Here is a 21045-nt window from a genome sequence, read left to right as displayed (position 1 = left end):
GATCATGCCTATACTTGCGACACTCGATGATATGCAATACCAGGAACATATCCTGCAAGGGGTATCGCGTACCTTTGCGCTGACGATCCCCCAGTTGCCGCCTGCTCTATGCCAGGTCATCGGTAACGCATATCTATTATGCCGCATCGTCGATACCGTCGAGGATGACAATGCGCTGTCAGCGGAGCAAACCCGACAGTTTGCAGAGATGTTTGTCGCGGTAGTCAACGGTGAGGTGGAAGCTGAAACCTTTGCTCGAACTTTATATCCGTTGCTTTCCAAGCATACCATTCCGGCCGAACATGATCTCATCAAGAATACTCCTGCGGTCATACGCATCACTCATAGCTTCAACCCGGCTCAGCGTCGTGCATTGGAGCGCTGCGTCCGTATTATGGGTGATGGCATGGTTGCATACCAGGAAGCAGAATCGCTTGCCGGCCTTGAAAACATGGCCGCAATGGATCGTTATTGCTATCATGTCGCGGGTGTCGTAGGTGAAATGCTAACAGAATTATTCTGCGATTATTCGCCCGGAATCAGCCATAACAAATCCGCCCTGATGACACTGTCTGTATCATTCGGACAGGGATTGCAAATGACCAATATCCTGAAGGATATCTGGGAAGACAGGAAGCGCGGGGCCTGCTGGCTCCCACAAGATATTTTCTTGCGAGAAGGTTTTGACCTGAACAATCTGAAGCCGGGCTGTTCTGACCCAGGCTTTCATAACGGTCTGGGGGTTTTAATCGGCATTGCCAGGCATCATCTACATAACGCCCTGGCCTACACCTGCCTGATTCCACCTGAGGAAACGGGTATTCGCCGCTTTTGTTTGTGGGCAATCGGCATGGCAGTCCTGACCCTGAACAAAATCAACCAGAAACGTGATTTTACCGAAGGCTCGCAAGTCAAGATCTCGCGCCGCAGCGTTAAAACCTCGATCCTAATCACGAGCTTGCTGGCTAGACAAGACTGGGCGCTTCAAAAGCTCTTCAACCTGACCGCCAAAGGACTGCCAGAAAACAAAAGCAGTTCGACAGTAATCTAGGAGGCTGTCCGAGAATAGACTGATCTACTGCGGACGAGCCTGATTGGCCGGATTTTACGATCCTTTTCGTTAAATAGAACGACTATTCGCCTCAAATGATCGAAAAATCCAACTCAACCAGCCTCGCCCTCGCTACGATCGCTATTCTCGGACTGCCTCCTAGCTGATTTCCCGGGTGATTGCAGCCGGGTCAGGCAGAATACAGGTGGCCGGCCGCAATACATTTGGGGCCACCTTGTACATTTGGGGCCACCTTGCGATGACACTCACACCTCACCGCTCGCTGACACATGCCACTTCATGGCTCAACCGTTCGAGCGCATTGAGTGGATCGGGTGATTGGGTAATGGGCCTGCCAATAACCAAATAATCAACCCCATTGGCTATCGCTGCCGAGGGTGTGGCAACTCTGGCCTGATCATCCAGACTGTCCGCTGCCGTTCGAATACCGGGCGTCACCAGCAAGAAGCCACTACCCAGTAATGCCCTCAGTTGCGCCGCTTCCAGAGCAGAGCACACTACGCCATCCAGCCCACATTGCTGTGCAAGCGCCGCCAAGCGCCGCACGACCACCTCCGGTGCTTCATGTATGCCGATTTCATCCAGATCATTGTGGCGCAGGCTGGTCAGCAATGTGACGGCGACCAGCTTGGTCGCCCTCCCATCCAGAGCCTGCCGGGCAGCAAGCATCATCTTCCGCCCCCCCAGCGCGTGGACATTGATCATCCAGACACCCAAACCCGAAGCGGCTCGGCAGGCGGCTGCAACAGTATTGGGGATGTCATGATATTTCAAATCCAGAAATACCTGAAAACCCAACGCCATCAACTTCTCGATCAATTGTGGACCAGCTAGCGTGAACAGCTCCTTGCCTACCTTCACCCGGCAAAGGCGGCTGTCGAGCCGGGCGGCGAGCGCCAGAGCCTGAGCAGGATCAGGGAAATCCAGTGCAACGATGATGCGTGGATCGCTCATACAAATATCACAGCATCACTGTTTTTTGTAGAGCTTCTGCAGAAGACAGGAGAAATAACCAAAAATGGTGCCCGCAGTGAAACAAATAAAGAGAATGATGATCATGGGCAACTCCCACTCTATCCCCAGATAATATTGAATCGTCACCATTTCAGAGTTTTTTACCGCAAAACTCAGCAGGAGCAGAAAAATGGCCAAACGTAAAAGGGTAGCGAATATGCGCATTATTTTTTGAGAAAGCTCAGGATAATAAATCGCAGCACCGGCCCTGCAACAGGGATGCATTCTCGGCAAGCGCTGCACATACCCCCTTTTCTATCACCTGTGATAGAAAAGGGGGATCTTATCTTATACTGAATCGACTGCACTTACCCTTCAGCATCACCCTCATGAGGATCACTTTCCCGGGCTTATCAACGCCAACCACATGAACAGATCATGCCATGCGCAGCCTACCGCTCAGCCGGTAGCCCGGTCCGGCACGCTTTGTTTCTTGTAGTTGGAGTCTATCAGCTCGCGCATTTTTTTCCCAGCTTTGAAATGTGGTACATATTTCTCAGGCACGTGCACTTTCTCGCCTGATTTGGGGTTACGGCCAATGCGCGCAGGCCTGTAATTAAGATCAAAGCTACCAAATCCGCGAATCTCGATCCGCTCTCCTCGAGAAAGACTCCTAGTCATCGCGTCAAGTATGATTTTGACGACCAGCTCGGCGTCTTTGGCCAGTAATTGAGGAAAACGCTCTGCCAACCTTGAAATCAGTTCAGATTTCGTCATGTCTAGTTTTATTGTTCCTCTGAGGCTTTGCTGTCGATCTTGGCTTTAAGTAAGGCACCCAAATTGGTAGTCCCCGCATGCGCAGGCGGTGGTGCAGAAGTCACGGCCTTCACTGCTTTTTCCTCTTCTACTTGAACTTTCGATTTCACAGACAAGTTGATATTGCGGTTCTTACGATCGATGTTGATGATCATCGCTTCGATCTCGTTCCCTTCACTGATTTGAGAACGGATATCCTCAACTTTATCGCGGGACAGTTCAGATGCACGCAAATAGCCTTCCACTTCATCGGTCAGGGCAATGACCGCCCCTTTGGCATCGACCGATTTCACGGTACCTTTGACAATACTGTTCTTGTCATGCGATGCAACATAGATGGTGAAAGGATCGCCTTCCAGCTGCTTGACCCCCAGCGAAATACGCTCTTTCTCGACATCAATCGACAGCACGACAGCCTCTACCTCATCCCCTTTCTTGAATTCGCCTATTGCCTTTTCGCCTGGCAGAGTCCAGGAAAGATCAGACAAGTGCACGAGACCATCAATATTGCCCGGCAATCCTATAAACAAACCAAAATCCGTAATCGATTTAATCTGACCGGTAACCTTGTCGCCTTTTTCATGATTCAGGGCAAATTCTTCCCAAGGATTGGGCTTACATTGTTTCATGCCCAGCGAAATGCGCCGACGATCCTCATCGATCTCGAGTATCATCACTTCCACCTCGTCACCCAACTGAACGACCTTGGATGGATAGACATTTTTGTTGGTCCAGTCCATTTCCGAAACATGCACCAGCCCTTCTATGCCTTGCTCGATTTCAACAAAAGCTCCGTAGTCGGTCATGTTCGTCACTTTGCCAAACAGGCGGGTACCTTGAGGATAACGCCGGGACAATCCAATCCATGGATCTTCTGACAGCTGTTTCATCCCCAGGGAAACCCGGTTTTTCTCCTGATCGAATTTCAGCACCTTAGCGGTCACTTCGTCACCGACATTGACCACTTCGGTTGGATGTTTCACGCGACGCCATGCAATATCGGTGATATGCAGCAATCCGTCTATTCCGCCCAGGTCAACGAATGCGCCGTAGTCGGTAATATTCTTGACAATACCATGCACAACAGCGCCATCGTGCAAGCTCGCCAGCAACGCTTCCCGGTCTGCTCCCTGGGTTTCCTCCAGCACTGCGCGCCGCGACACGACCACATTGTTACGCTTGCGGTCAAGTTTGATCACCTTGAATTCCATTTCCTTGTTTTCGAAAGGTGTCATATCCTTAACGGGACGAATATCCACCAGAGAACCGGGTAAGAAAGCACGAATGCCATTGATGGTGGCGGTCAAACCGCCTTTGACTTTGCCATTGACCATACCGGTCACGATCGTTCCTTGCTCCATGGCCGCTTCCAGATCGTACCAAGCGCTCAGGCGTTTTGCCTTATCCCTTGACAAGCGGGTTTCTCCGTAGCCGTTCTCGAGCGCTTCAATGGCTACACTCACAAAATCGCCTTCCTGCGCCTCGATTTCGCCTTTATCGTTTTTAAATTCTTCTATTGGGATATAACTCTCTGATTTGAGCCCGGCGTTAACCACTACAAAATTATAATCAACGCGGATAATTTCAGCGGTAATCACCTCTCCTACCCGCATTTCCTTGCGGGAAAGACTTTCTTCAAAGAGTTCGGCAAAACTTTCAGAGGAAGCCGTTTCGTTGGTAGCAATAGTCATTATAAAAAAATACCTGATCGTAAATAGTATCCCCGCGCAACAACAGGGGATGGGTTAGTTAAGTTAAAAAATAAATGAAGGAACTGATAGGGCAGTCTGGTCCATAATCTCTCAGGCAGCTTCAGCCATAACCCTCAAATAAAAACACTTCATGTTTTCTCGAGCGTCAAGCATCACCTGATACTTAGTCTCTGGTTTCTGCGTACATTTCCAACACCTTGTCGACAACTTGTTCGATAGTCAGACAAGTCGTATCCAATAGTCTTGCATCTCCACTTCGCTGCAAAGGCGATAAAGCACGATTGCTATCACGCTCATCACGCTCTCGCAGCGCTTGCAGAAGATTTTCGATATTAGCATTTATTCCTTTCTCCATCAACTGCTTATAGCGACGATGCGCACGCTCCTCGGTGCTCGCGGTCAGATATATTTTGAGCACTGCGTCGGGGAAAACCATCGACCCCATATCGCGCCCATCGGCAACCAGTCCGGGAGGTTTCCGAAAAGCACGCTGGCGACCCAACAATCCAGCTCTGAGCGCCGGCAAGTGCGCAACCCTGGACGCGAATTCCCCGCAGGATTCGGCGCGAATCTCATCGCCGACATTCTTACCGTCCAGCCAGACCGACGTATCGCTAAAAGAGACATCCAGATGGAGAGCGATATCAGCCAATCGTTGCTCGTCATGGGCATCCACATTGGCCTGCATGGCTGCCAATGCAACCAGACGATAAAGCGCGCCACTGTCGAGATAATGAAACCCGAGCGCTTGTGACGCAAGGCGTGCAATCGTGCCCTTCCCGGAGGCGGAGGGGCCGTCCAGCGTAATAACAGGTACGGCAGAATCATTCATTTTATAGGGTGCTTGCATAGATGATTGATCAATCCAGGAAATTTCCGAAAGAATAAGAAAGCGTCATTTCAAATAACGGCGGTCTTAGGTCACAAGCCAGCATGGCGGCAGGTGATAATCGACAAACAGGCATGGACGGCTCAACAACTCATGCTTGCCCGGTACGGCGATGCACAATCATCGAAAACTTCTCAAAGTAATCCGGGAAAGTTTTGGCCACACAAGCCGGGTCGTTGATGCGCACTGGCACGCCCAACGACACCAGGGAAAAACACATCGCCATTCTATGATCATCGTAAGTATCAATATCGGCATGACTGATCAACGGTCCATCCGGCGGTGTTACACGCAGAAAATCTTCGCCGCTTTCAACTTGCGCGCCCAATTTGCGCAGCTCGTTCGACATGGCCGCGATCCGGTCTGTCTCCTTGACTCGCCAGCTGGCAATATTCCGAAGCGTGGTTGTACCTTCGGCAAACAAAGCCGTCGTGGCCAGCGTCATAGCGGCATCGGGGATATGATTACAATCGAAATCAATAGCGTTCAGGGCCTTACCACCAGCTCTGGAAGCTGGCGCCGAGGCTTCAATCCAGTCTTCTCCCATCTCAATCTGGGCCCCCATTGCTTCGAGTGCTTCAACGAAGCGGATATCTCCCTGGCAGCTGTTTTTGCCCACGCCCACCACCCGCACCGGCCCGCCTGCAATGGCTCCCGCAGCAAGAAAATAGGAGGCTGAAGAGGCATCGCCCTCTACCATGATTTCTCCAGGACTGCGATAAACCTGACCAGCCGGCAAAACAAAATGCTGCCAGGCGGTGTGTTCGACACGCACGCCAAAGCGCGCCATTTGCGCCATGGTCAGTTCCACATAAGGCTTGGAAATCAATCTGCCATTGACAGTAATCGCCATCGCTTCGCCCGTGAGCGGCAACGCCATCAGCAACCCACTCAGAAACTGACTGGAAATATTGCCCTTGATGAAGATATCGGCGGGTCGAATCGTTGCCGGATGTATTTCAAGCGGAGGAAAACCCTCGTGGCCAAGATAGGAAATCGCCGCGTTGACTTGCCGCAATGCATCGACCAGATCCCCAATGGGGCGCTCATGCATGCGCGGCACACCGGAAAGATGATAATGTCCATGCATCAATGCCAGCACAGCGGTCAAAGGACGGAAAGCCGTTCCGGCATTCCCTAGAAACAGCTCGGCCTCCTTGACCGGGAATACCCCCTTACACCCTTCGACCCACAATCCCTCTTGACCAGCTGGCGCAATATCCACACCCAATCTCTTCAGGGCCGTCAACATCTGCTGGGTGTCATCGGATGCCAGCAGCCCCCTGATCAAGGTAGCGCCTTCAGCGAGAGCCGCCAGCAAGAGAATGCGATTGGATATACTTTTCGAACCGGGCAACTGGACAACGCCCTGCACCTGGCGGGCCAGCGGAAGATCAAGCCAGTTCATAAATCGATGGTAATTGAGAAATGGGTAGGCGGTTTTTTATTACCTGCCGCTTTTTTCTTGACTGTTTCCCAGATATACCCAGGAACTTACCTGGCGTCAACTGCATCAAATTGCTATTCATATTTACGCCAAAAACCTGAGTGGGCGCTGGTCGAGCAAATCGACACGATCATCCCTGAGCATTTATTCATATTTTAATTATTCTACTTTGTAGAGAAGGCCATCATTTGGACAGCAGCTCGGCCCTGCAACGCTTTGGAAAATGGATGCCATTTCACGGCAACCGATCTCGTCAGGCGCCGCCACTTGCACACTTCACATAATCAACTGAAGCTTCAAAGTTTTATTATAATATTCATGCAGACTAATCTGCCGAATTGAAGCAAGTCAAGTGCAACGCATCCTTGATTAGTTTATTAATTTTATCATACTCAAAAGCGAGGTCGATCAATGGAAGATTCTTCATTATCAACATTACTCTATTCTATCCTGGCAATTCCGTTTGTTTGCATGATCCTTCACTGGATTAAAGTTCGCAAAGACCGTCGACGCAACGAGGCGGGAGAGGTGGAATACACCAGTTTCGGCCAGGCCTTCGCCTTCCTCTTAGTCGAAGGCGTAGCCGTCATAGGGAGCCTGTCGATTCTTATCGCTGCCATGTCAGGAATCGTTCGATATGTCATCCACACCTATGCCTGATCCACGCTTGTGTCATTTACCGCGGCACACCAACCTCACCTGCAACGGTTTCAGGCACGAGCGTTGGGCGCATTCCACCGCTCAGGCACTGGAACTGGATCACAAACAAAAAAATCCTGAATACAGCGGGAAGGGGTTGTTGTGCAACCTCGTCAGGATGTGACTTTTTTGGCTTTAAGGGCAGTATCGGTTGACTTGCCCTTAGCCTTTTTTTGCTCGAACTCGAACCCGATCTTGCCCTCTGGCCCAATCACGAGATAGGCGGAAAATGGACGTCCTTTCTTGGAAATGAATTTGGTCAGCAGATCGGTTCGGCCTGTTTGCAGCAGCTTGACCACTTGCTCAACCTCGATAGGCCGGTTGAGAATAATCTTGCCGGTTTTGAACTGACAGGTGGGATGCGCTCCCACAGCCTTCTCACAAATATAGAAAAGACCATGCTCATACACTGAATGGCCACATTGAGGGCATTTGCCAAGTGCCTGCCGGTCTGAAAAATCGACTTCCTCCTGGGTCTTATCGTCCTCGTTGCCGAAGTCGAATTTCATTTCAAGATCGTCCGTAAGCTTGATGATGGCATTAAATGCGCGCCCCATTTTGCTACGAAACCCGGATAATGGCCCGATCTCACGCGTGGAGATTAGAGTCTCCATCTCCCCTACTTCAAACTGTCGTCCGGCCAGAATTTTCCACAACGCAAAATCGCATTGCTGGCACTGGAATTTTTTATACGTCTCCTGCACCACTCCACCACATTTCGGACAAGGCACCTTGAGCGTCGCAAAGTCTCCACTGATTGTTTTCCCTCGATGGCTCTTGGCCTGCTCGACGATATGGCGCGTCATGGCAGCAATTTTTTCCATGAATGCGTCACGCTTGAGCTGACCCTGTTCTATTTGGCGCAGCTTGAACTCCCAGTCACCCGTCAATTCAGGCGAAATCAATTCAGGAATCTTGAGCCCGCGCAGTAAGGTAATCAAGGAAAATGCCTTGGCTGTCGGCTGCAACTCCCGTCCCGAACGCTGAATGTAGCTTTCAAGAATCAGCCCTTCGATAATGGCAGCACGGGTGGCAGGCGTCCCCAACCCCTTCGTGCTCATGGCCGCACGCAACTCTTCATCCTCCACCAGTTTTCCGGCACCTTCCATGGCCGATAGCAGGGTGGATTCGTTGTATCTCGCGGGAGGACGCGTTTGATTGGCCACGACATTTATTTCTTCTGCCGTAACGGGTTTATCCAGCGCAACCGCTGCCAATACCGAGCCATCCTCACCGCCCTGGCTTGCTTCGGTTTTACCATAGACAGCCTGCCAGCCCGCCTGCACCATGACTTTGCCTTCCGTCTTGAAGGGTTCATCCTCCACCCGGGTAATGCGGGTCGTAATCAGAAACTCGGCAGCCGGAAAAAAGATTGCCAGAAAACGTTTGGTGACCAGATCATAGAGTTTTTCCTCGGCTTCATTGAGCTTCTTGGGTGCAAGCGCGGTCGGTATGATCGCAAAGTGATCGGAAATTTTGGCATTATTGAAGATGCGCTTGTTAGGTTTAACCCAGTCGGCATTGAGAATCTGCCCGGCAAATTGGCCATACTGTGATTTTTCTAAAGCCTGCAATGTCTCCCTGACGGTTGCCAAGTAATCCTCAGGCAGTGCACGGGCGTCCGTACGCGGATAGGTCAACACTTTATGTTTTTCGTATAACGCCTGAGCAAGGCCCAACGTCACCTTGGCGGAAAAACCAAAGCGGCTGTTGGCATCTCGTTGCAAACTGGTCAGATCATATAACAGCGGGCAGTTTTCCTTGGCAGGCTTGCTCTCTTCGGAAACGATACCGGACTGCCCCTGACATTTGTCCCGGATCGCTTCGGCCCCGGCTTGATTCCACAACCGATCCGCCCTGGCCTCTGGTTCATCCTTACGTTTAGTAAATTTTTCATCGAACCATTTCCCCTTGTAGGAAGCACCCCCATCCGCCAAAAAAACCGCGTGGATTTCCCAGTAGGACCTCGGTACAAACTTCTTGATCGCTTCCTCGCGCTCGACGAGTATCGCCAACGTCGGTGTTTGCACCCGGCCGACTGTTGTTTTATGGAACCCGCCCTCCTGAGAATTGAATGCGGTCATGACCCGGGTACCGTTGATCCCCACCAACCAGTCTGACTCGGAACGGCTGACCGCAGCTTCCGCCAGGGGCTGGACCTCGCTGTCTTCCAGCAAGTTCGCAAAAGCCTCTCGAATGGCGGCCGGCGTCATGGATTGCAGCCACAGCCGCTTAACCGGCTTCTTGCTGCCAGTATGACGAACGATATAACGAAAAATCAACTCGCCTTCCCGGCCGGCATCACAGGCATTGATCAACGTATCGACATCCTTGCGCTTAATCAGCTTGCTTAACAATTTCAAGCGTGCCGAAGTCTTCTCAATGGGCGCCAGGTCAAAGCGCGGCGGAATCACTGGCAAGTGATCGAAGCTCCATTTCCCCCGCTTAACTTCATATTCTTCCGGCACAACCAGTTCAAGCAAATGCCCAATCGCGGAAGACAAGACATACTCATCATTCTCATAATAGTCGTTATGCTTAGTAAAATTGCCCAGCACGCGTGCGATATCATTAGCAACGGAGGGTTTTTCGGCGATGATCAGTTTTTTGCTCATGGGAAGGCGTCAGGTTGCTGTGAACGTTGATTGAGGGCTTGTTAGAACCGTGAATGTACTTACGGAATCAGGCGAGTCTGGCGGACTGGCTGGATAATCAACCTTATAGCCGGACCGCCAGTCATGAACGGATTTAGGAAATACGACTCTTATTCAGGCACTTAGTGCCGATAATGGGAATCACTGACCACGAACAGCCGCTCGACGATATTTCGATCCGTCAACTGATTCTGGATCCAGAGATCGAACAATACCACCAATTTTATTTTCTCCAGACTGGAGGTATCGCCATCCATCCGGATCACCCGGTCAATCAACAATTCACGCTGCAGGGGATTAATCACACCTGCTTGTTCGAGAAAATGAATAAAACCACGCCCCTCGGTATCGATAATTTCCATTTCCTGGGGCGTAAAATAGCGTATAGAATTGCTCTCAGCGAGGCCAGCTGGATAACGATTTGCATCCTGACCAGAAAAATCCGAAAGCCAGTCCAATGCCAGTGTTATTTCTTCGTCATCAAAACCAGCCATCGACAGCTTACGTGTCAATGTAGCGGGATCCGGGCAGTTACCAGTATCAAAATAATTTTCAAATAAATAAACAAGAATATCAAACATAGTTTGCCCAGCGACTATTAAATATCTGCTTCCATTCCTGGAATTGCATTCACTTCGAAGTCAGGCCCAAGCGCTTCCAGCCGGACGCTTTCTTGGACCGCCAATCTCATAAAAATCAAGGAAGCGGAGGCACCGGCCCCGCCTCTTTTCCGCACACCAAGCGTCTGCTCAGCGGCCCGCGTGACACCGATATCAACGAATGCGTTGATATCGGCCTCCGGGCAGCGTACCAATTCTCCCTTCCAATTCCAAGTTTAATAGCATGGCGGATACTGTCTCGGCCGTCAAGCCGCTGCGTGCGCAAAGCGTATCGATATCCGTCGCATCAAAACCCAGGTGCACAAGCAAAGTAGCATCATCATGGCGGTCGGCCTCTGCCTGCACCGTCTCGCTACCGGCCGCAGAAAAATCAGCCGGTAAGCGTGGCTGGCAATTCAATTCATCCAGGATATCTTGAATGCTTTCAACCAGTTTCGCGCCTTGTTTAATCAGCGCATGACATCCCTTGGATAAGGGCGAATGAATGGAACCGGGTATCGCCATGACTTCACGCCCTTGCTCCAAGGCCAGCCGGGCAGTAATGAGCGATCCGCTGTAGAGTGTCGCCTCGATCACCAGACACGCATGAGACATGCCGCTGATAATACGGTTCCTGCGCGGAAAATTTTTGCCCATGGCGGGCACGCCCAAGGGAAATTCGGAGATGAGCGCACCCTCCCTGGCCAATCGATGAGCCAGCTCACGATTCTTCGCCGGATAAACAATATCTAGCCCAGTACCGACAATCGCCATGCTGGAACCACACCCGCGCAACCCGCCTTGATGGACGGCGGCATCAACCCCCTGCGCCAGGCCGCTCAGCACACAGAATCCGGCACTACTGGCCGCCTCGGCAAACGCCTCGGCATTTGCCAGGCCTTGCGGCGTTGCATTGCGGCTGCCAACCATGGCCAGCGCTGGCTGAGCAAGCAGTTTGCGCTGGCCCTTGAAATAGAGAATCGGCGGCGGGTCGGGTATATTGAGCAACAGCCCCGGATAGTCAGGATCGGCAAAGGTAATGAGTGCATTGAGCGGATCCTCCAGCCACTCGAGAGTCCTGGCGAGTTTTTCCTCATCCGTCTTGCGATGAAATATACGGGCGGCGACGGGTCTTTTCACGACACGTTCAAGCGCACCCAGATTCGCAGCAAAAATCTCGGCTGGACTACCAAAAGCGGTCAACAGCTGACGGATAGACTTGCCACCCACGCCTTCAGTCAGACCGAGACGCAGCCAAAACTCGATATCCTGATTGATCAGCATTAAATGGAGATATTGATTCCCTAACGGTTACCCGGAAGCCAGCAATCTTCAGGGTGAAATGCCAAAAAACGGCGAGTATAGTAACTTTCCCCAACCTTGTCAGGGCGATTTAACACTATCCATCACTTTGATCACCTGCTTGCTTTGCATGACCAAGGCGTAACAGACTTTATCAAATACGCGAAAAACAAAAACCAGACCCATGCGCTCATCCGGGAAACGCATCCACTCGCCTGCATGCAGCCGCGCTTCACTTTTCCGGTTCACAGCGAGCACATGACCTGGCTTGATGCCATCCTCCACACCCAGGTTGAGGGTCACGATCGCATTCTCTCCAACCTCATTGACGCCACCATAAACCGAGATGATGCGCCCGGACAAAGGGAGATCAGGCACATGCAGCGGATAATCAGGCAGCCTGGCAGCAGCAGCTGGTACCAGGCGATCGCCTTGCAGAATTTCACGTACTGAATGCAACAATTTGACCGTGCTGACGGCCGCGAATTCAATCACCTCGGCACTACCTAGATAAACGGCCTCATGACCAAGGAGACGATCATTGCGATCCGGATCGATCAGCACCTTCCCGGTACGAAAAATCTGCCAAATCCTGCCCTGATCAGGCGGCAGTCCTCCCACATAAATCCTGTCACCTGCGCTTAGAATTACCCGGCCATCGCCCGAACCCAGGATGACCGGCGCTTGTTCAAGCGCATGCTCGCCGATCACCAACGGCTGGCTCAGAAAGGGGGCAATCTTGGCCAACGGAATACTGGGAGCCGCTTGCACAGCAAGTTTCTCGGCACGGATTCGGGGTGAAAGCCTGATCGTTGCCGGATGTTGCGGAATTGCCGCAGCATGGCTGGGTCCAACCTGCGCGAGCAAGACGGCTCTCGCGGAATCAGGCCGGCAAGCAGCGATACGCCGCGGCCTGTCGGCATGAGGAATCAAGACATGATCGGCGGGCGCAAGTGCTGGCAATACGGACCCGGCAGCATTTGGCGATGCGTCAGAAAATAAACTGGCAAACAAAATCACGGATATAATAGTCCAATTACGCATGGGCGGTCTTTATCTCCATGAAGACTCAGCAAGCGTGCAATCACTCACATATGTGCATTTCCGGTATATCGGCCGGAACGGTTGGACGGCCGACACAAACAAGGACAGTCGGTCATCATCTAACCCATGCGTGATGATAAAACGCCCCTTCCGGTTTTAATCTTTGATTTACGCAGGTTTGTCATGGCAATTCTAAAAATACTCCAGTACCCCGACGAAAGGTTACACAAAATCGCGGCGACCGTCCCGGCAGTCACGCAGCCGGTCCGCACACTGGTAAAAGACATGGCTGAAACCATGTATGCCGCACCTGGAATCGGTCTTGCCGCAACCCAGGTCGATGTGCACCAGCGGATAATCGTCATCGACATCTCCGAAACCCGTGACCAGCTGTTGGTGCTGGTCAATCCCGAAATCATTGCCAGCAGCGGAGAATCTGAATTTCAGGAAGGATGCTTATCGGTGCCAGGCATCTTCGACAAGGTGACTCGGGCCGAACAGGTTACCGTGCAGGCGACCGATATTGATGGCAAATCATTTGAATTGAACGCAACGGGTTTGTTGGCAGTCTGTATTCAACACGAAATGGATCATCTGCTGGGCAAAGTATTCGTTGAATACCTGTCGCCATTCAAACAGTCACGCATCCTTAACAAACTAAAGAAACAGGCGCGCAGACAAATTGCTTTATCGTAACCCAAGATCGGCCATGATAAACCGTGCATACGTTCATAATGGGCATCATTCATGAGAATTATTTTTGCGGGTACCCCGGTTTTTGCTGCCACAGCCCTGGATGCGCTGCTGGCAGCCGGCTTCGAAGTCATACTCGTACTGACCCAACCCGATCGTCCTGCTGGTCGCGGCATGAAAATGCAAGCCAGTCCGGTCAAATTATTGGCGCAGCAGCATGCTATTCCGCTGCTGCAGCCGGAAACCTTGAAATCACCAGATATTCAAGCACAACTCAAAACGCTAGCGCCCGATGCCATGGTTGTGGCCGCGTATGGATTGCTATTGCCGGAAGCTGTGTTACATATTCCACGACATGGTTGTATCAACATTCACGCCTCTTTGCTACCGCGCTGGCGTGGCGCCGCCCCTATCCAGCGGGCGATTCTGGCAGGTGACCAGGAAACGGGCATCTCCATCATGCAAATGGATCAAGGGCTGGATACCGGCGCAATCATCCTGCAACATGCGATCACCATCGCGCCGCGGGACACCTCTGCAACCTTGCACGACAAACTCGCCCAGCTCGGCGGAGAAAGTATTGTCGAAGCGCTGACATTATTGGATCGCAACGCATTGCAATCCACTCAGCAAAACGAAACAGGCGCCTGTTATGCCTCCAAAATCCGGAAAACGGAAGCGAAAATCGATTGGAGGCAGAATGCCACCCACATTGACCGCATGATTCGTGCTTTCAATCCCGGGCCGGGCGCATACACCCATTTACAGGGCGACCTGATCAAGTTCTGGCAGGCCAAGATAATTAAAACCGCTTCGGGCCAGGCAGGTGAAATCCTCGCTGCTAGCGATACCGGTATCATTGTCGCGTGCGGCCAGGATGCCATGCGCATCGAAATGCTGCAAAAAGCCGGTGGAAAAAAACTTTCTGCCGCACGGTTTCTGGCAGGCCATGCCATACAACCTGGCGCATGTTTCGCCGTGGCTGCGCAATGACCGAACCCGCGCTAGCACATGATTAAGACCCAGCTGCTGACTGTCAATGCCATTGGAAGCGTTCTGGCTGGCGCCAATCTGACAGGCGTGTTGCGGGAAACCTGGCGGAAAAACGCCATGCTATCGAGTCAGCAACGGGGCGCGATTCAGGACTTGGCCTACGGCGTGCTGCGCTATTACAGCCAACTTGACACCCTCCTCAAATCCTTGCTGCACAAGCCATTGCCTGACAGACGCCTCCACTACCTTCTGCTCGTCAGTTTGTATCAACTTAACTACAGCAAAGCGCCTGTTCACGCCATCGTAAACCATGCCGTTTCATCCGCGCGCATGCTTGCCGGCAATCGAGGCGCCTCGGGCTTAGTCAATGCCATCTTGCGTAATTTCATACGCCAGCAAGATAAGCTGCTGGCCCAAACCACACAAGACGAAACTGCCAGATACGCCTATCCACAGTGGTGGATCGACAAACTGCGGCAACAGTACCCGCAACATTATGCAGCCATTCTCCTTGCAGGCAACCAACACCCGCCAATGACCTTGCGCGTCAATCAAAAGCAGATCACAGTCAGCGATTACCAGGCCCGGCTCCAGGCATGCACGATCGACTCGGAATGGCTCTGGGGAAGCGCGCTAAAGCTTTCGAGGCCGGTAGCCGTTGAACAACTGCCGGGGTTTGCCGAGGGTCTTGTCAGCGTGCAAGATGCGGGCGCGCAACTCGCCGCGCCATTGCTGGACGTGGACGCAGGCATGCGGGTACTGGATGCCTGCGCGGCACCCGGTGGCAAGAGCACGCACCTCATGGAACTGGCAGACATAAAATTGACAGTCATGGACAAACATGAAGAACGGCTTGCCCTGCTCCAGGAAAATTTCACGCGGCTGAATATGCCCGATTACCAGCTGATTTGCGGCAGCGCACTCGAACCCTCGCAGTGGTGGGATGGCCGATTATTCGACAGAATCCTGGCAGATGTGCCATGCTCGGCATCTGGCGTGGTCAATCGTCATCCAGACATCAAATGGCTTAGAAGACCCGGTGATATAGAAGCCTTCGCGCAAACACAGAGGATAATGCTGCGCAAATTATGGCCTTTACTATGCCGGGGAGGCAAACTGCTGTATGCAACCTGTTCCGTATTTAGTGAAGAAAACAGCTTGCTGGTAACAGAATTTCTCTCCGATCACGAAGATGCCAGCGCCTTGCCCTGCACGCACGAGACGATAATTAACCATGGTCAGTTACTGCCGAGCACCCGCCACGATGGTTTTTTTTATGCCTTGCTTCAGAAAAATTGACAGATCCGACAACATATTCCGGTTATGGCGAGGTCTGGCAATTCTGCTGCTGACGATCTTGTTGTCATCCGTCACGCTTGCAAGTGACGAGGGGTATATAGAAATCGAATCATTCAATCTCAAGCAATCGGCTGAAGGCTACTTGATTGATATCGAAGCTGAGATTGTCCTGAACAAAACCCTGAAAGAAGCCCTGGAGAAAGGGGTCGAGCTTTTTTTCGTGACCCGCTTTTCGGTCATGAAACCGCGCTGGTTCTGGTGGGACGAAGAAGTTGCCCGCAGCAAGGAGCGCATTGGGTTGAGCTACCACGCCCTGACCCGGCAATACCGCCTGATTCACCACACACAACTGCAAGGCTTTGCAACACTGGAAGATGCCTTGCATGCACTCGGTAACCAATACGATATCCCAGTTGAGGAATATGCCCCGCTCAGGCAGGGCGAAGAACATGTCGCCACTTTGCAGATATGGCTGGATGTGTCGCGGTTATCAAAACCTTTTCAACTAGAATGGTTCGATTCGCAAGACTGGAATCTGAGCTCCAGGAAAAAAGTCTGGGAGATCAAATTCCCGCCGTTATCCGACGAAATCGACGAAGAAATTGACGATTAGAATCAATTTATGAAGTATGTGATCGGCATCGTGGCAGGCCTGAGTATTGCCATGCTGTATTTGTTAGCCACGGCTGGGGCCAATACCGAATTCCTCGAACGCCGTTATCGCTGGCTGATCGTTTTCATCGTAGTCTTTTTGTTATCCCTGATCGGTGTCGTCGGCTTTCTGCTCTGGCGGCTGCGACGCAGGCTCAAGACCGGCATTTTCGGATCGAGGCTGGCGCTTCGGTTACTGGTAGTATTTTCTCTGATGGCGACCTTGCCCGGGGTCTTAATCTATAGCGTCTCGGTCCAGTTCCTGGAAAAAAGCATCGAATCCTGGTTCGATGTCAAGGTTGACCGAGCGCTTGAAGGCGGGCTAAACCTGGGCCAAACCGTGCTCGACAACTTGCTGGAAGAATTACAAAAAAAGGCACAAGCTGCCGCACTGGCCCTGGCTGAATCCGCATCCTTGCCGCTAACGGTCCTGAACCAGCTCCTGATCCAGTCACAGATACAAGAGGCCACCCTGTTCAACCAGGAAGGGAGAATCATCGCCTTCACCAGCATGGACGATGCCGTTCTGTTTCCGGAAATCCCCAATATCGAAGCGATGCGGCACATCCGGATGCAAAAAAATTACCGTGCGATCGAGTCGCTGGCCGACAATACGCTCTATTTACGCGTACTCGTCCCAGTCAACGTTCTCAGCCAGGAAGAGGATATTCGGGTCTTGCAGGTGCTGCAGCGGGTGCCGCAATCACTGGCCGACAATGCCGAAACCGTTCAGGCTGGATTTAGCGATTACCAGGAGCTGATGCTATCCCGCCAGGGATTGACCAGACTATATAGCGTCACCCTCACGCTGGCACTGCTGCTCGCCCTGTTCTCTGCATTAACCGCTGCATTCCTGATCAGCGAAAAACTGAGCGCGCCTCTGGGGCAATTGGCAGATGGCACACGTGCCGTGGCACAGGGCGATTTCAGCCGACGCCATCAGGTGCAGAGCAAAGACGAGTTCGGCGTACTGACCGAGTCGTTCAATCTGATGACAGAGCAACTTGCCACTGCTCGCACCATCGCACAACAAAACCAACAGGAAGTAGAAAATGCACGAGCCTATCTGGAAAGCATCCTGGGCAACTTGTCATCGGGCGTCATTGTGTTCGATGAAGCGCTCCGCATGCGCGCCGTAAATCAAAGCGCCGAACAGATATTGCAGATTCCATTGGTCAATTTCGAAGGATTGACGATCGAAGAATGCGCCGAACAGGAGCCTAAATTGCGATTGCTGGCCAGCGAAATCCGAAGCGGCTTCGACACCGAAGCATCTGGCGAATGGCAGCGCCAGGTCATGCATTTCAGCGCAAACAAGGAGCAGATACTGCTTCTGCGAGGCTCGCGCCTGCCCCAGACCTCTGAAAGCGGCGGCGTCGTGGTTTTCGATGACATCACAAGTCTGCTGCAAGTACAACGTACCGTAGCCTGGGGAGAAGTGGCGCGCCGCCTGGCTCACGAAATCAAAAACCCATTGACGCCGATCCAACTCTCCGCAGAACGGTTGCAACATAAGTTGATCCACAAACTCGATGAGCCAGATGCCAGGATTTTAAAGCGCTCAACTGAAACCATTGTCAATCAGGTTGAGGCGCTCAAAAAAATGGTCAATGAATTCAGGGAATATGCACGGGTGCCCGAGCTGGAATTGTGCCAGATAGACATTAATCGATTGGTACGCGAAGTACTTGCGCTTTATCAAACCGCCGATAACGAGACAGGCGGCGCCTCTCAACCACGCATCCATATGGAGCTGTCGGGTGCGCTCACCCCCGTCAGAGGCGATCCTGCCCGGTTACGGCAAGTCATACACAATCTGCTGCAAAATGCACAGGATGCCCTGACCGCAATAGAAAACGCCAGCATCACAGTACGGACAGAACGGAAAAACAACGGGATCGAGCTCAGTGTGATAGATAACGGCAAGGGCTTTTCAGAACAAGTTGGAGCACATGCATTCGAACCCTATATCACAACAAAACCAAAAGGAACCGGACTAGGACTGCCTATTGTCAAGAAAATCATTGATGAGCACGGTGGTACAATTCAAATCGAAAATATCCAGCCACAAGGCGCCAAAGTCGCGATAACTTTGCCAGCATTGTTGCACGACAGTGCGCATGTGGCATCAGGATCGGTTTTGACATAAATGTCATGAGCCCCAAACCCGGCAGAAAATTGTATTGATGAAAACAAAATGACGCGTCACGACACAAAACCCCGCTATTATCCGGGCACAATCCAACGGCCAATAACGCCAAATATGGTATACATGACATATTGAAAATACCTAACCAACAACAATATAAAGTGCTTGCGAGAGAAAAGCATTCATCTAGGAGGCTGTCCGAGAATAGCGATCGTAGCGAGGGCGAGGCTGATTGAGTTGGATTGTTCGATCATTTGAGGCGAATAGTCGTTCTATTTAACGAAAAGGATCGTAAAATCCGGCCAATCAGGCTCGTCCGCAGTAGATCAGTCTATTCTCGGACAGCCTCCTAGCTAATGCCCGGATTGGCAATCAACCGAGGCATCCAGCTTGAATTTCCCGCTGCTACGGACAAGACACAACCAAGAAAATTTATTTTCCAGTGATATGAAGAGGGTGACTGACTAATGGCCAATAACACAATTCTCGTTGTGGATGATGAACTGGGAATACGTGAGCTATTATCTGAAATTCTGGGAGATGAAGGTTATAACGTAGCCCTCGCGGAAAATGCGGAACAGGCCAGGAATTGCCGCAGCCAGATGCGCCCGGATTTAGTCTTGCTGGATATCTGGATGCCGGATACGGATGGCATCACCCTGCTCAAGGACTGGGCCAATACGGGTTTCCTGACCATGCCGGTCGTCATGATGTCTGGGCATGGCACCATCGATACCGCTGTCGAAGCCACCCGCATCGGCGCGGTTGGCTACCTGGAGAAACCTATTCCACTACAAAAGCTACTCAGCACAGTCGGACAAGTATTGCGTAGTGGTCAGCACAAGTCTGTTTCGGCACTCTCCCTGGCCAGTCTTGGTCGCAGCGGGCTGATCACAGAACTCAGGCAGAAACTCGAGCAGGTGGAAAATCTGAAAGCGCCCGTACTATTGACAGGCGAACCAGGTGTTGGCGTAGAGTATTGCGCACGCTTTCTGCATCGCTCCAACACCACCTGGGCAGCACCGGAATCATGCGCTTTTCTGGTGGACAATCCACTGGGCCAACTCGAACAGGCAAAAGGCGGCATACTTTTCCTCGGTGAAATCGGGGAGCTCAGCAAACTGGAACAAAAAGGACTGCTGTTGTTGCTCAGTAAGCTCGATCAATATAGCGTTCGGCTGGTTTGCGCCACCACGCGCTCACTGGCTGAACTGACCGCACAAGGCGCTTATCACCCTAAATTATTCGAAATACTGAACAACCTCTGTATTACCGTCCCCCCCTTGCGAGCCCATCGCGAAGATATTCCGGAAATGGCCAATCAATTGCTCTCGGATCTCATTGAATCGGGGGAAGTCCCGCTGCTACATTTCAGCACTGCGGCCCTCAATGCCTTACGCAACCATGACTGGCCAGGCAACCTGGCGCAGTTGGCCAGCATCGTACATTCATTGGCGTTCACCTGCACCAGCGACGAGATCTCGGTCGACGCTGTTCAACAAGCGCTGGCATTTTCTTCGCGGGAATCAGTCTCGGTCATCTCTGATATTCCGCTCAACATATCGTTACGAGAGGCGCGGGATATTTTTGAAAAAAACTATTTCGAGAAACTGATCGAGCAAGAAGGCAGCAACATGACCAGGGTTGCCGAGCGCGCGGGACTGGAACGCACCCATCTTTACCGGAAGCTCAAAACATTAGGGATCAAGTTACGCAGCCAGAACCATCAATGATTAGATCAAACAATTGCCAGATACGGGCTGCCAATGCAAGATTCTGCACAGCCTGCTTTACAAAGCGCCCGCGGCTCAGTATAATCTGCGCTTTGTTTGATTGGGGGTATAGCTCAGCTGGGAGAGCGCTTGCATGGCATGCAAGAGGTCAGCGGTTCGATCCCGCTTATCTCCACCAGCTTTTTGTTTATCCGCAAACCTGGTCCCCATCGTCTAGAGGCCTAGGACATCACCCTTTCACGGTGAGTACAGGGGTTCGAATCCCCTTGGGGACGCCATCATCTCTTCTGAAAGAAGAATCAGGGGTGGCAATACGGTGCACAAGCACCGACTGCCACG

General features: G+C 51.9%; 18 protein-coding genes and 2 tRNA genes. 10 read left to right on the top strand and 10 right to left on the bottom strand.

What is annotated here, in order from left to right; translation table 11 throughout:
- Positions 1–4: 4 nt before the first annotated feature.
- Positions 5–1051, top strand: coding sequence for a phytoene/squalene synthase family protein (locus ABTW62_RS04115; RefSeq protein ID WP_430903314.1), 1047 nt, complete (start codon positions 5–7; stop codon positions 1049–1051).
- A gap of 273 nt (positions 1052–1324) precedes the next feature.
- On the opposite strand, the gene pyrF is transcribed toward ABTW62_RS04115, so the two are convergent.
- From pyrF to aroA, 6 genes are all read right to left on the bottom strand, one after another.
- On the bottom strand, positions 1325–2026 hold the full coding sequence (gene pyrF / locus ABTW62_RS04110; protein WP_430903313.1) for an orotidine-5'-phosphate decarboxylase: 702 nt from the start codon (positions 2024–2026) through the stop codon (positions 1325–1327).
- Positions 2027–2041: 15 nt separating this feature from the next.
- Positions 2042–2329 carry a lipopolysaccharide assembly protein LapA domain-containing protein gene (locus ABTW62_RS04105; protein WP_430903312.1) on the bottom strand — a complete coding sequence of 96 codons (288 nt, stop codon included), beginning with the start codon at positions 2327–2329 and terminating at the stop codon, positions 2042–2044.
- Positions 2330–2485: 156 nt separating this feature from the next.
- A complete protein-coding gene (locus ABTW62_RS04100) occupies positions 2486–2803 on the bottom strand; it encodes an integration host factor subunit beta (RefSeq protein ID WP_430903311.1) in 318 nt (105 codons plus the stop codon).
- An 8-nt stretch (positions 2804–2811) separates the two neighbouring features.
- Positions 2812–4533, bottom strand: a complete 1722-nt coding sequence (rpsA, locus tag ABTW62_RS04095) for a 30S ribosomal protein S1 (RefSeq protein ID WP_430903310.1) — start codon at positions 4531–4533, stop codon at positions 2812–2814.
- A 184-nt stretch (positions 4534–4717) separates the two neighbouring features.
- Positions 4718–5386, bottom strand: a complete 669-nt coding sequence (cmk, locus tag ABTW62_RS04090; protein WP_430903309.1) for a (d)CMP kinase — start codon at positions 5384–5386, stop codon at positions 4718–4720.
- Positions 5387–5534: 148 nt separating this feature from the next.
- Positions 5535–6851, bottom strand: a complete 1317-nt coding sequence (gene aroA / locus ABTW62_RS04085; protein WP_430903308.1) for a 3-phosphoshikimate 1-carboxyvinyltransferase — start codon at positions 6849–6851, stop codon at positions 5535–5537.
- Positions 6852–7301: 450 nt separating this feature from the next.
- Between aroA and ABTW62_RS04080 the strand changes: the two genes are divergently transcribed.
- Complete coding sequence (locus tag ABTW62_RS04080; protein ID WP_430903307.1) at positions 7302–7550, top strand: hypothetical protein; 249 nt, start codon at positions 7302–7304, stop codon at positions 7548–7550.
- A gap of 152 nt (positions 7551–7702) precedes the next feature.
- On the opposite strand, the gene ABTW62_RS04075 is transcribed toward ABTW62_RS04080, so the two are convergent.
- From ABTW62_RS04075 to ABTW62_RS04060, 4 genes are all read right to left on the bottom strand, one after another.
- Positions 7703–10204 (bottom strand): DNA topoisomerase III, encoded by a 2502-nt coding sequence (locus ABTW62_RS04075; protein WP_430903306.1) that lies wholly within the window; start codon positions 10202–10204, stop codon positions 7703–7705.
- A gap of 161 nt (positions 10205–10365) precedes the next feature.
- The gene (locus ABTW62_RS04070) at positions 10366–10824 is read right to left on the bottom strand and encodes a DUF494 domain-containing protein (protein WP_430903305.1); all 459 of its coding nucleotides are present in this window, start codon (positions 10822–10824) and stop codon (positions 10366–10368) included.
- A gap of 192 nt (positions 10825–11016) precedes the next feature.
- Entirely contained in the window at positions 11017–12126 is a 1110-nt protein-coding gene (gene dprA / locus ABTW62_RS04065; protein ID WP_430903304.1) for a DNA-processing protein DprA, read from the bottom strand.
- Positions 12127–12225: 99 nt separating this feature from the next.
- On the bottom strand, positions 12226–13188 hold the full coding sequence (locus ABTW62_RS04060) for a LysM peptidoglycan-binding domain-containing protein (protein WP_430903302.1): 963 nt from the start codon (positions 13186–13188) through the stop codon (positions 12226–12228).
- 183 nt (positions 13189–13371) lie between these two features.
- Here ABTW62_RS04060 and def point away from each other — a divergent pair, with 183 nt between their 5' ends.
- The 8 genes from def to ABTW62_RS04020 all read left to right on the top strand — a co-directional run bounded on the left by def (position 13372) and on the right by ABTW62_RS04020 (position 20984).
- A complete protein-coding gene (def, locus tag ABTW62_RS04055; RefSeq protein WP_430903350.1) occupies positions 13372–13884 on the top strand; it encodes a peptide deformylase in 513 nt (170 codons plus the stop codon).
- A 51-nt stretch (positions 13885–13935) separates the two neighbouring features.
- A complete protein-coding gene (gene fmt / locus ABTW62_RS04050) occupies positions 13936–14874 on the top strand; it encodes a methionyl-tRNA formyltransferase (RefSeq protein WP_430903301.1) in 939 nt (312 codons plus the stop codon).
- Positions 14875–14892: 18 nt separating this feature from the next.
- The gene (gene rsmB / locus ABTW62_RS04045) at positions 14893–16173 is read left to right on the top strand and encodes a 16S rRNA (cytosine(967)-C(5))-methyltransferase RsmB (protein WP_430903300.1); all 1281 of its coding nucleotides are present in this window, start codon (positions 14893–14895) and stop codon (positions 16171–16173) included.
- Positions 16151–16786 (top strand): DUF4390 domain-containing protein, encoded by a 636-nt coding sequence (locus ABTW62_RS04040; RefSeq protein WP_430903299.1) that lies wholly within the window; start codon positions 16151–16153, stop codon positions 16784–16786. The genes rsmB and ABTW62_RS04040 overlap by 23 nt, the downstream gene beginning before the upstream one ends.
- Before the next feature lie 9 nt (positions 16787–16795).
- Positions 16796–18973, top strand: coding sequence for an ATP-binding protein (locus ABTW62_RS04035; RefSeq protein ID WP_430903298.1), 2178 nt, complete (start codon positions 16796–16798; stop codon positions 18971–18973).
- A 467-nt stretch (positions 18974–19440) separates the two neighbouring features.
- The gene (locus ABTW62_RS04030; protein WP_430903297.1) at positions 19441–20706 is read left to right on the top strand and encodes a sigma-54-dependent transcriptional regulator; all 1266 of its coding nucleotides are present in this window, start codon (positions 19441–19443) and stop codon (positions 20704–20706) included.
- 102 nt (positions 20707–20808) lie between these two features.
- Positions 20809–20884 (top strand) — tRNA-Ala (locus ABTW62_RS04025).
- A 24-nt stretch (positions 20885–20908) separates the two neighbouring features.
- Positions 20909–20984, top strand: a tRNA-Glu gene (locus ABTW62_RS04020).
- The last annotated feature ends 61 nt before the right edge of the window (positions 20985–21045 follow it).

This window comes from Nitrosomonas sp. ANs5, from assembly GCF_050584665.1.
Classification (GTDB): domain Bacteria; phylum Pseudomonadota; class Gammaproteobacteria; order Burkholderiales; family Nitrosomonadaceae; genus Nitrosomonas.
The sequence above is the reverse complement of the archived record's forward strand: the minus strand, read 5'-3'. Positions and strand labels throughout refer to the sequence as shown.

What these genes read in the sequence shown, in the direction of transcription:
- ABTW62_RS04115 (WP_430903314.1), top strand. Translation starts at nt 5, where the DNA reads ATGCCTATACTTGCGACACTCGATGATATGCAATACCAGGAACATATC.
- pyrF (WP_430903313.1), bottom strand. Translation starts at nt 2,026, where the DNA reads ATGAGCGATCCACGCATCATCGTTGCACTGGATTTCCCTGATCCTGCT.
- ABTW62_RS04100 (WP_430903311.1), bottom strand. Translation starts at nt 2,803, where the DNA reads ATGACGAAATCTGAACTGATTTCAAGGTTGGCAGAGCGTTTTCCTCAA.
- rpsA (WP_430903310.1), bottom strand. Translation starts at nt 4,533, where the DNA reads ATGACTATTGCTACCAACGAAACGGCTTCCTCTGAAAGTTTTGCCGAA.
- cmk (WP_430903309.1), bottom strand. Translation starts at nt 5,386, where the DNA reads ATGAATGATTCTGCCGTACCTGTTATTACGCTGGACGGCCCCTCCGCC.
- aroA (WP_430903308.1), bottom strand. Translation starts at nt 6,851, where the DNA reads ATGAACTGGCTTGATCTTCCGCTGGCCCGCCAGGTGCAGGGCGTTGTC.
- ABTW62_RS04080 (WP_430903307.1), top strand. Translation starts at nt 7,302, where the DNA reads ATGGAAGATTCTTCATTATCAACATTACTCTATTCTATCCTGGCAATT.
- ABTW62_RS04075 (WP_430903306.1), bottom strand. Translation starts at nt 10,204, where the DNA reads ATGAGCAAAAAACTGATCATCGCCGAAAAACCCTCCGTTGCTAATGAT.
- ABTW62_RS04070 (WP_430903305.1), bottom strand. Translation starts at nt 10,824, where the DNA reads ATGTTTGATATTCTTGTTTATTTATTTGAAAATTATTTTGATACTGGT.
- dprA (WP_430903304.1), bottom strand. Translation starts at nt 12,126, where the DNA reads ATGCTGATCAATCAGGATATCGAGTTTTGGCTGCGTCTCGGTCTGACT.
- ABTW62_RS04060 (WP_430903302.1), bottom strand. Translation starts at nt 13,188, where the DNA reads ATGCGTAATTGGACTATTATATCCGTGATTTTGTTTGCCAGTTTATTT.
- def (WP_430903350.1), top strand. Translation starts at nt 13,372, where the DNA reads ATGGCAATTCTAAAAATACTCCAGTACCCCGACGAAAGGTTACACAAA.
- fmt (WP_430903301.1), top strand. Translation starts at nt 13,936, where the DNA reads ATGAGAATTATTTTTGCGGGTACCCCGGTTTTTGCTGCCACAGCCCTG.
- rsmB (WP_430903300.1), top strand. Translation starts at nt 14,893, where the DNA reads ATGATTAAGACCCAGCTGCTGACTGTCAATGCCATTGGAAGCGTTCTG.
- ABTW62_RS04040 (WP_430903299.1), top strand. Translation starts at nt 16,151, where the DNA reads ATGCCTTGCTTCAGAAAAATTGACAGATCCGACAACATATTCCGGTTA.
- ABTW62_RS04035 (WP_430903298.1), top strand. Translation starts at nt 16,796, where the DNA reads ATGAAGTATGTGATCGGCATCGTGGCAGGCCTGAGTATTGCCATGCTG.
- ABTW62_RS04030 (WP_430903297.1), top strand. Translation starts at nt 19,441, where the DNA reads ATGGCCAATAACACAATTCTCGTTGTGGATGATGAACTGGGAATACGT.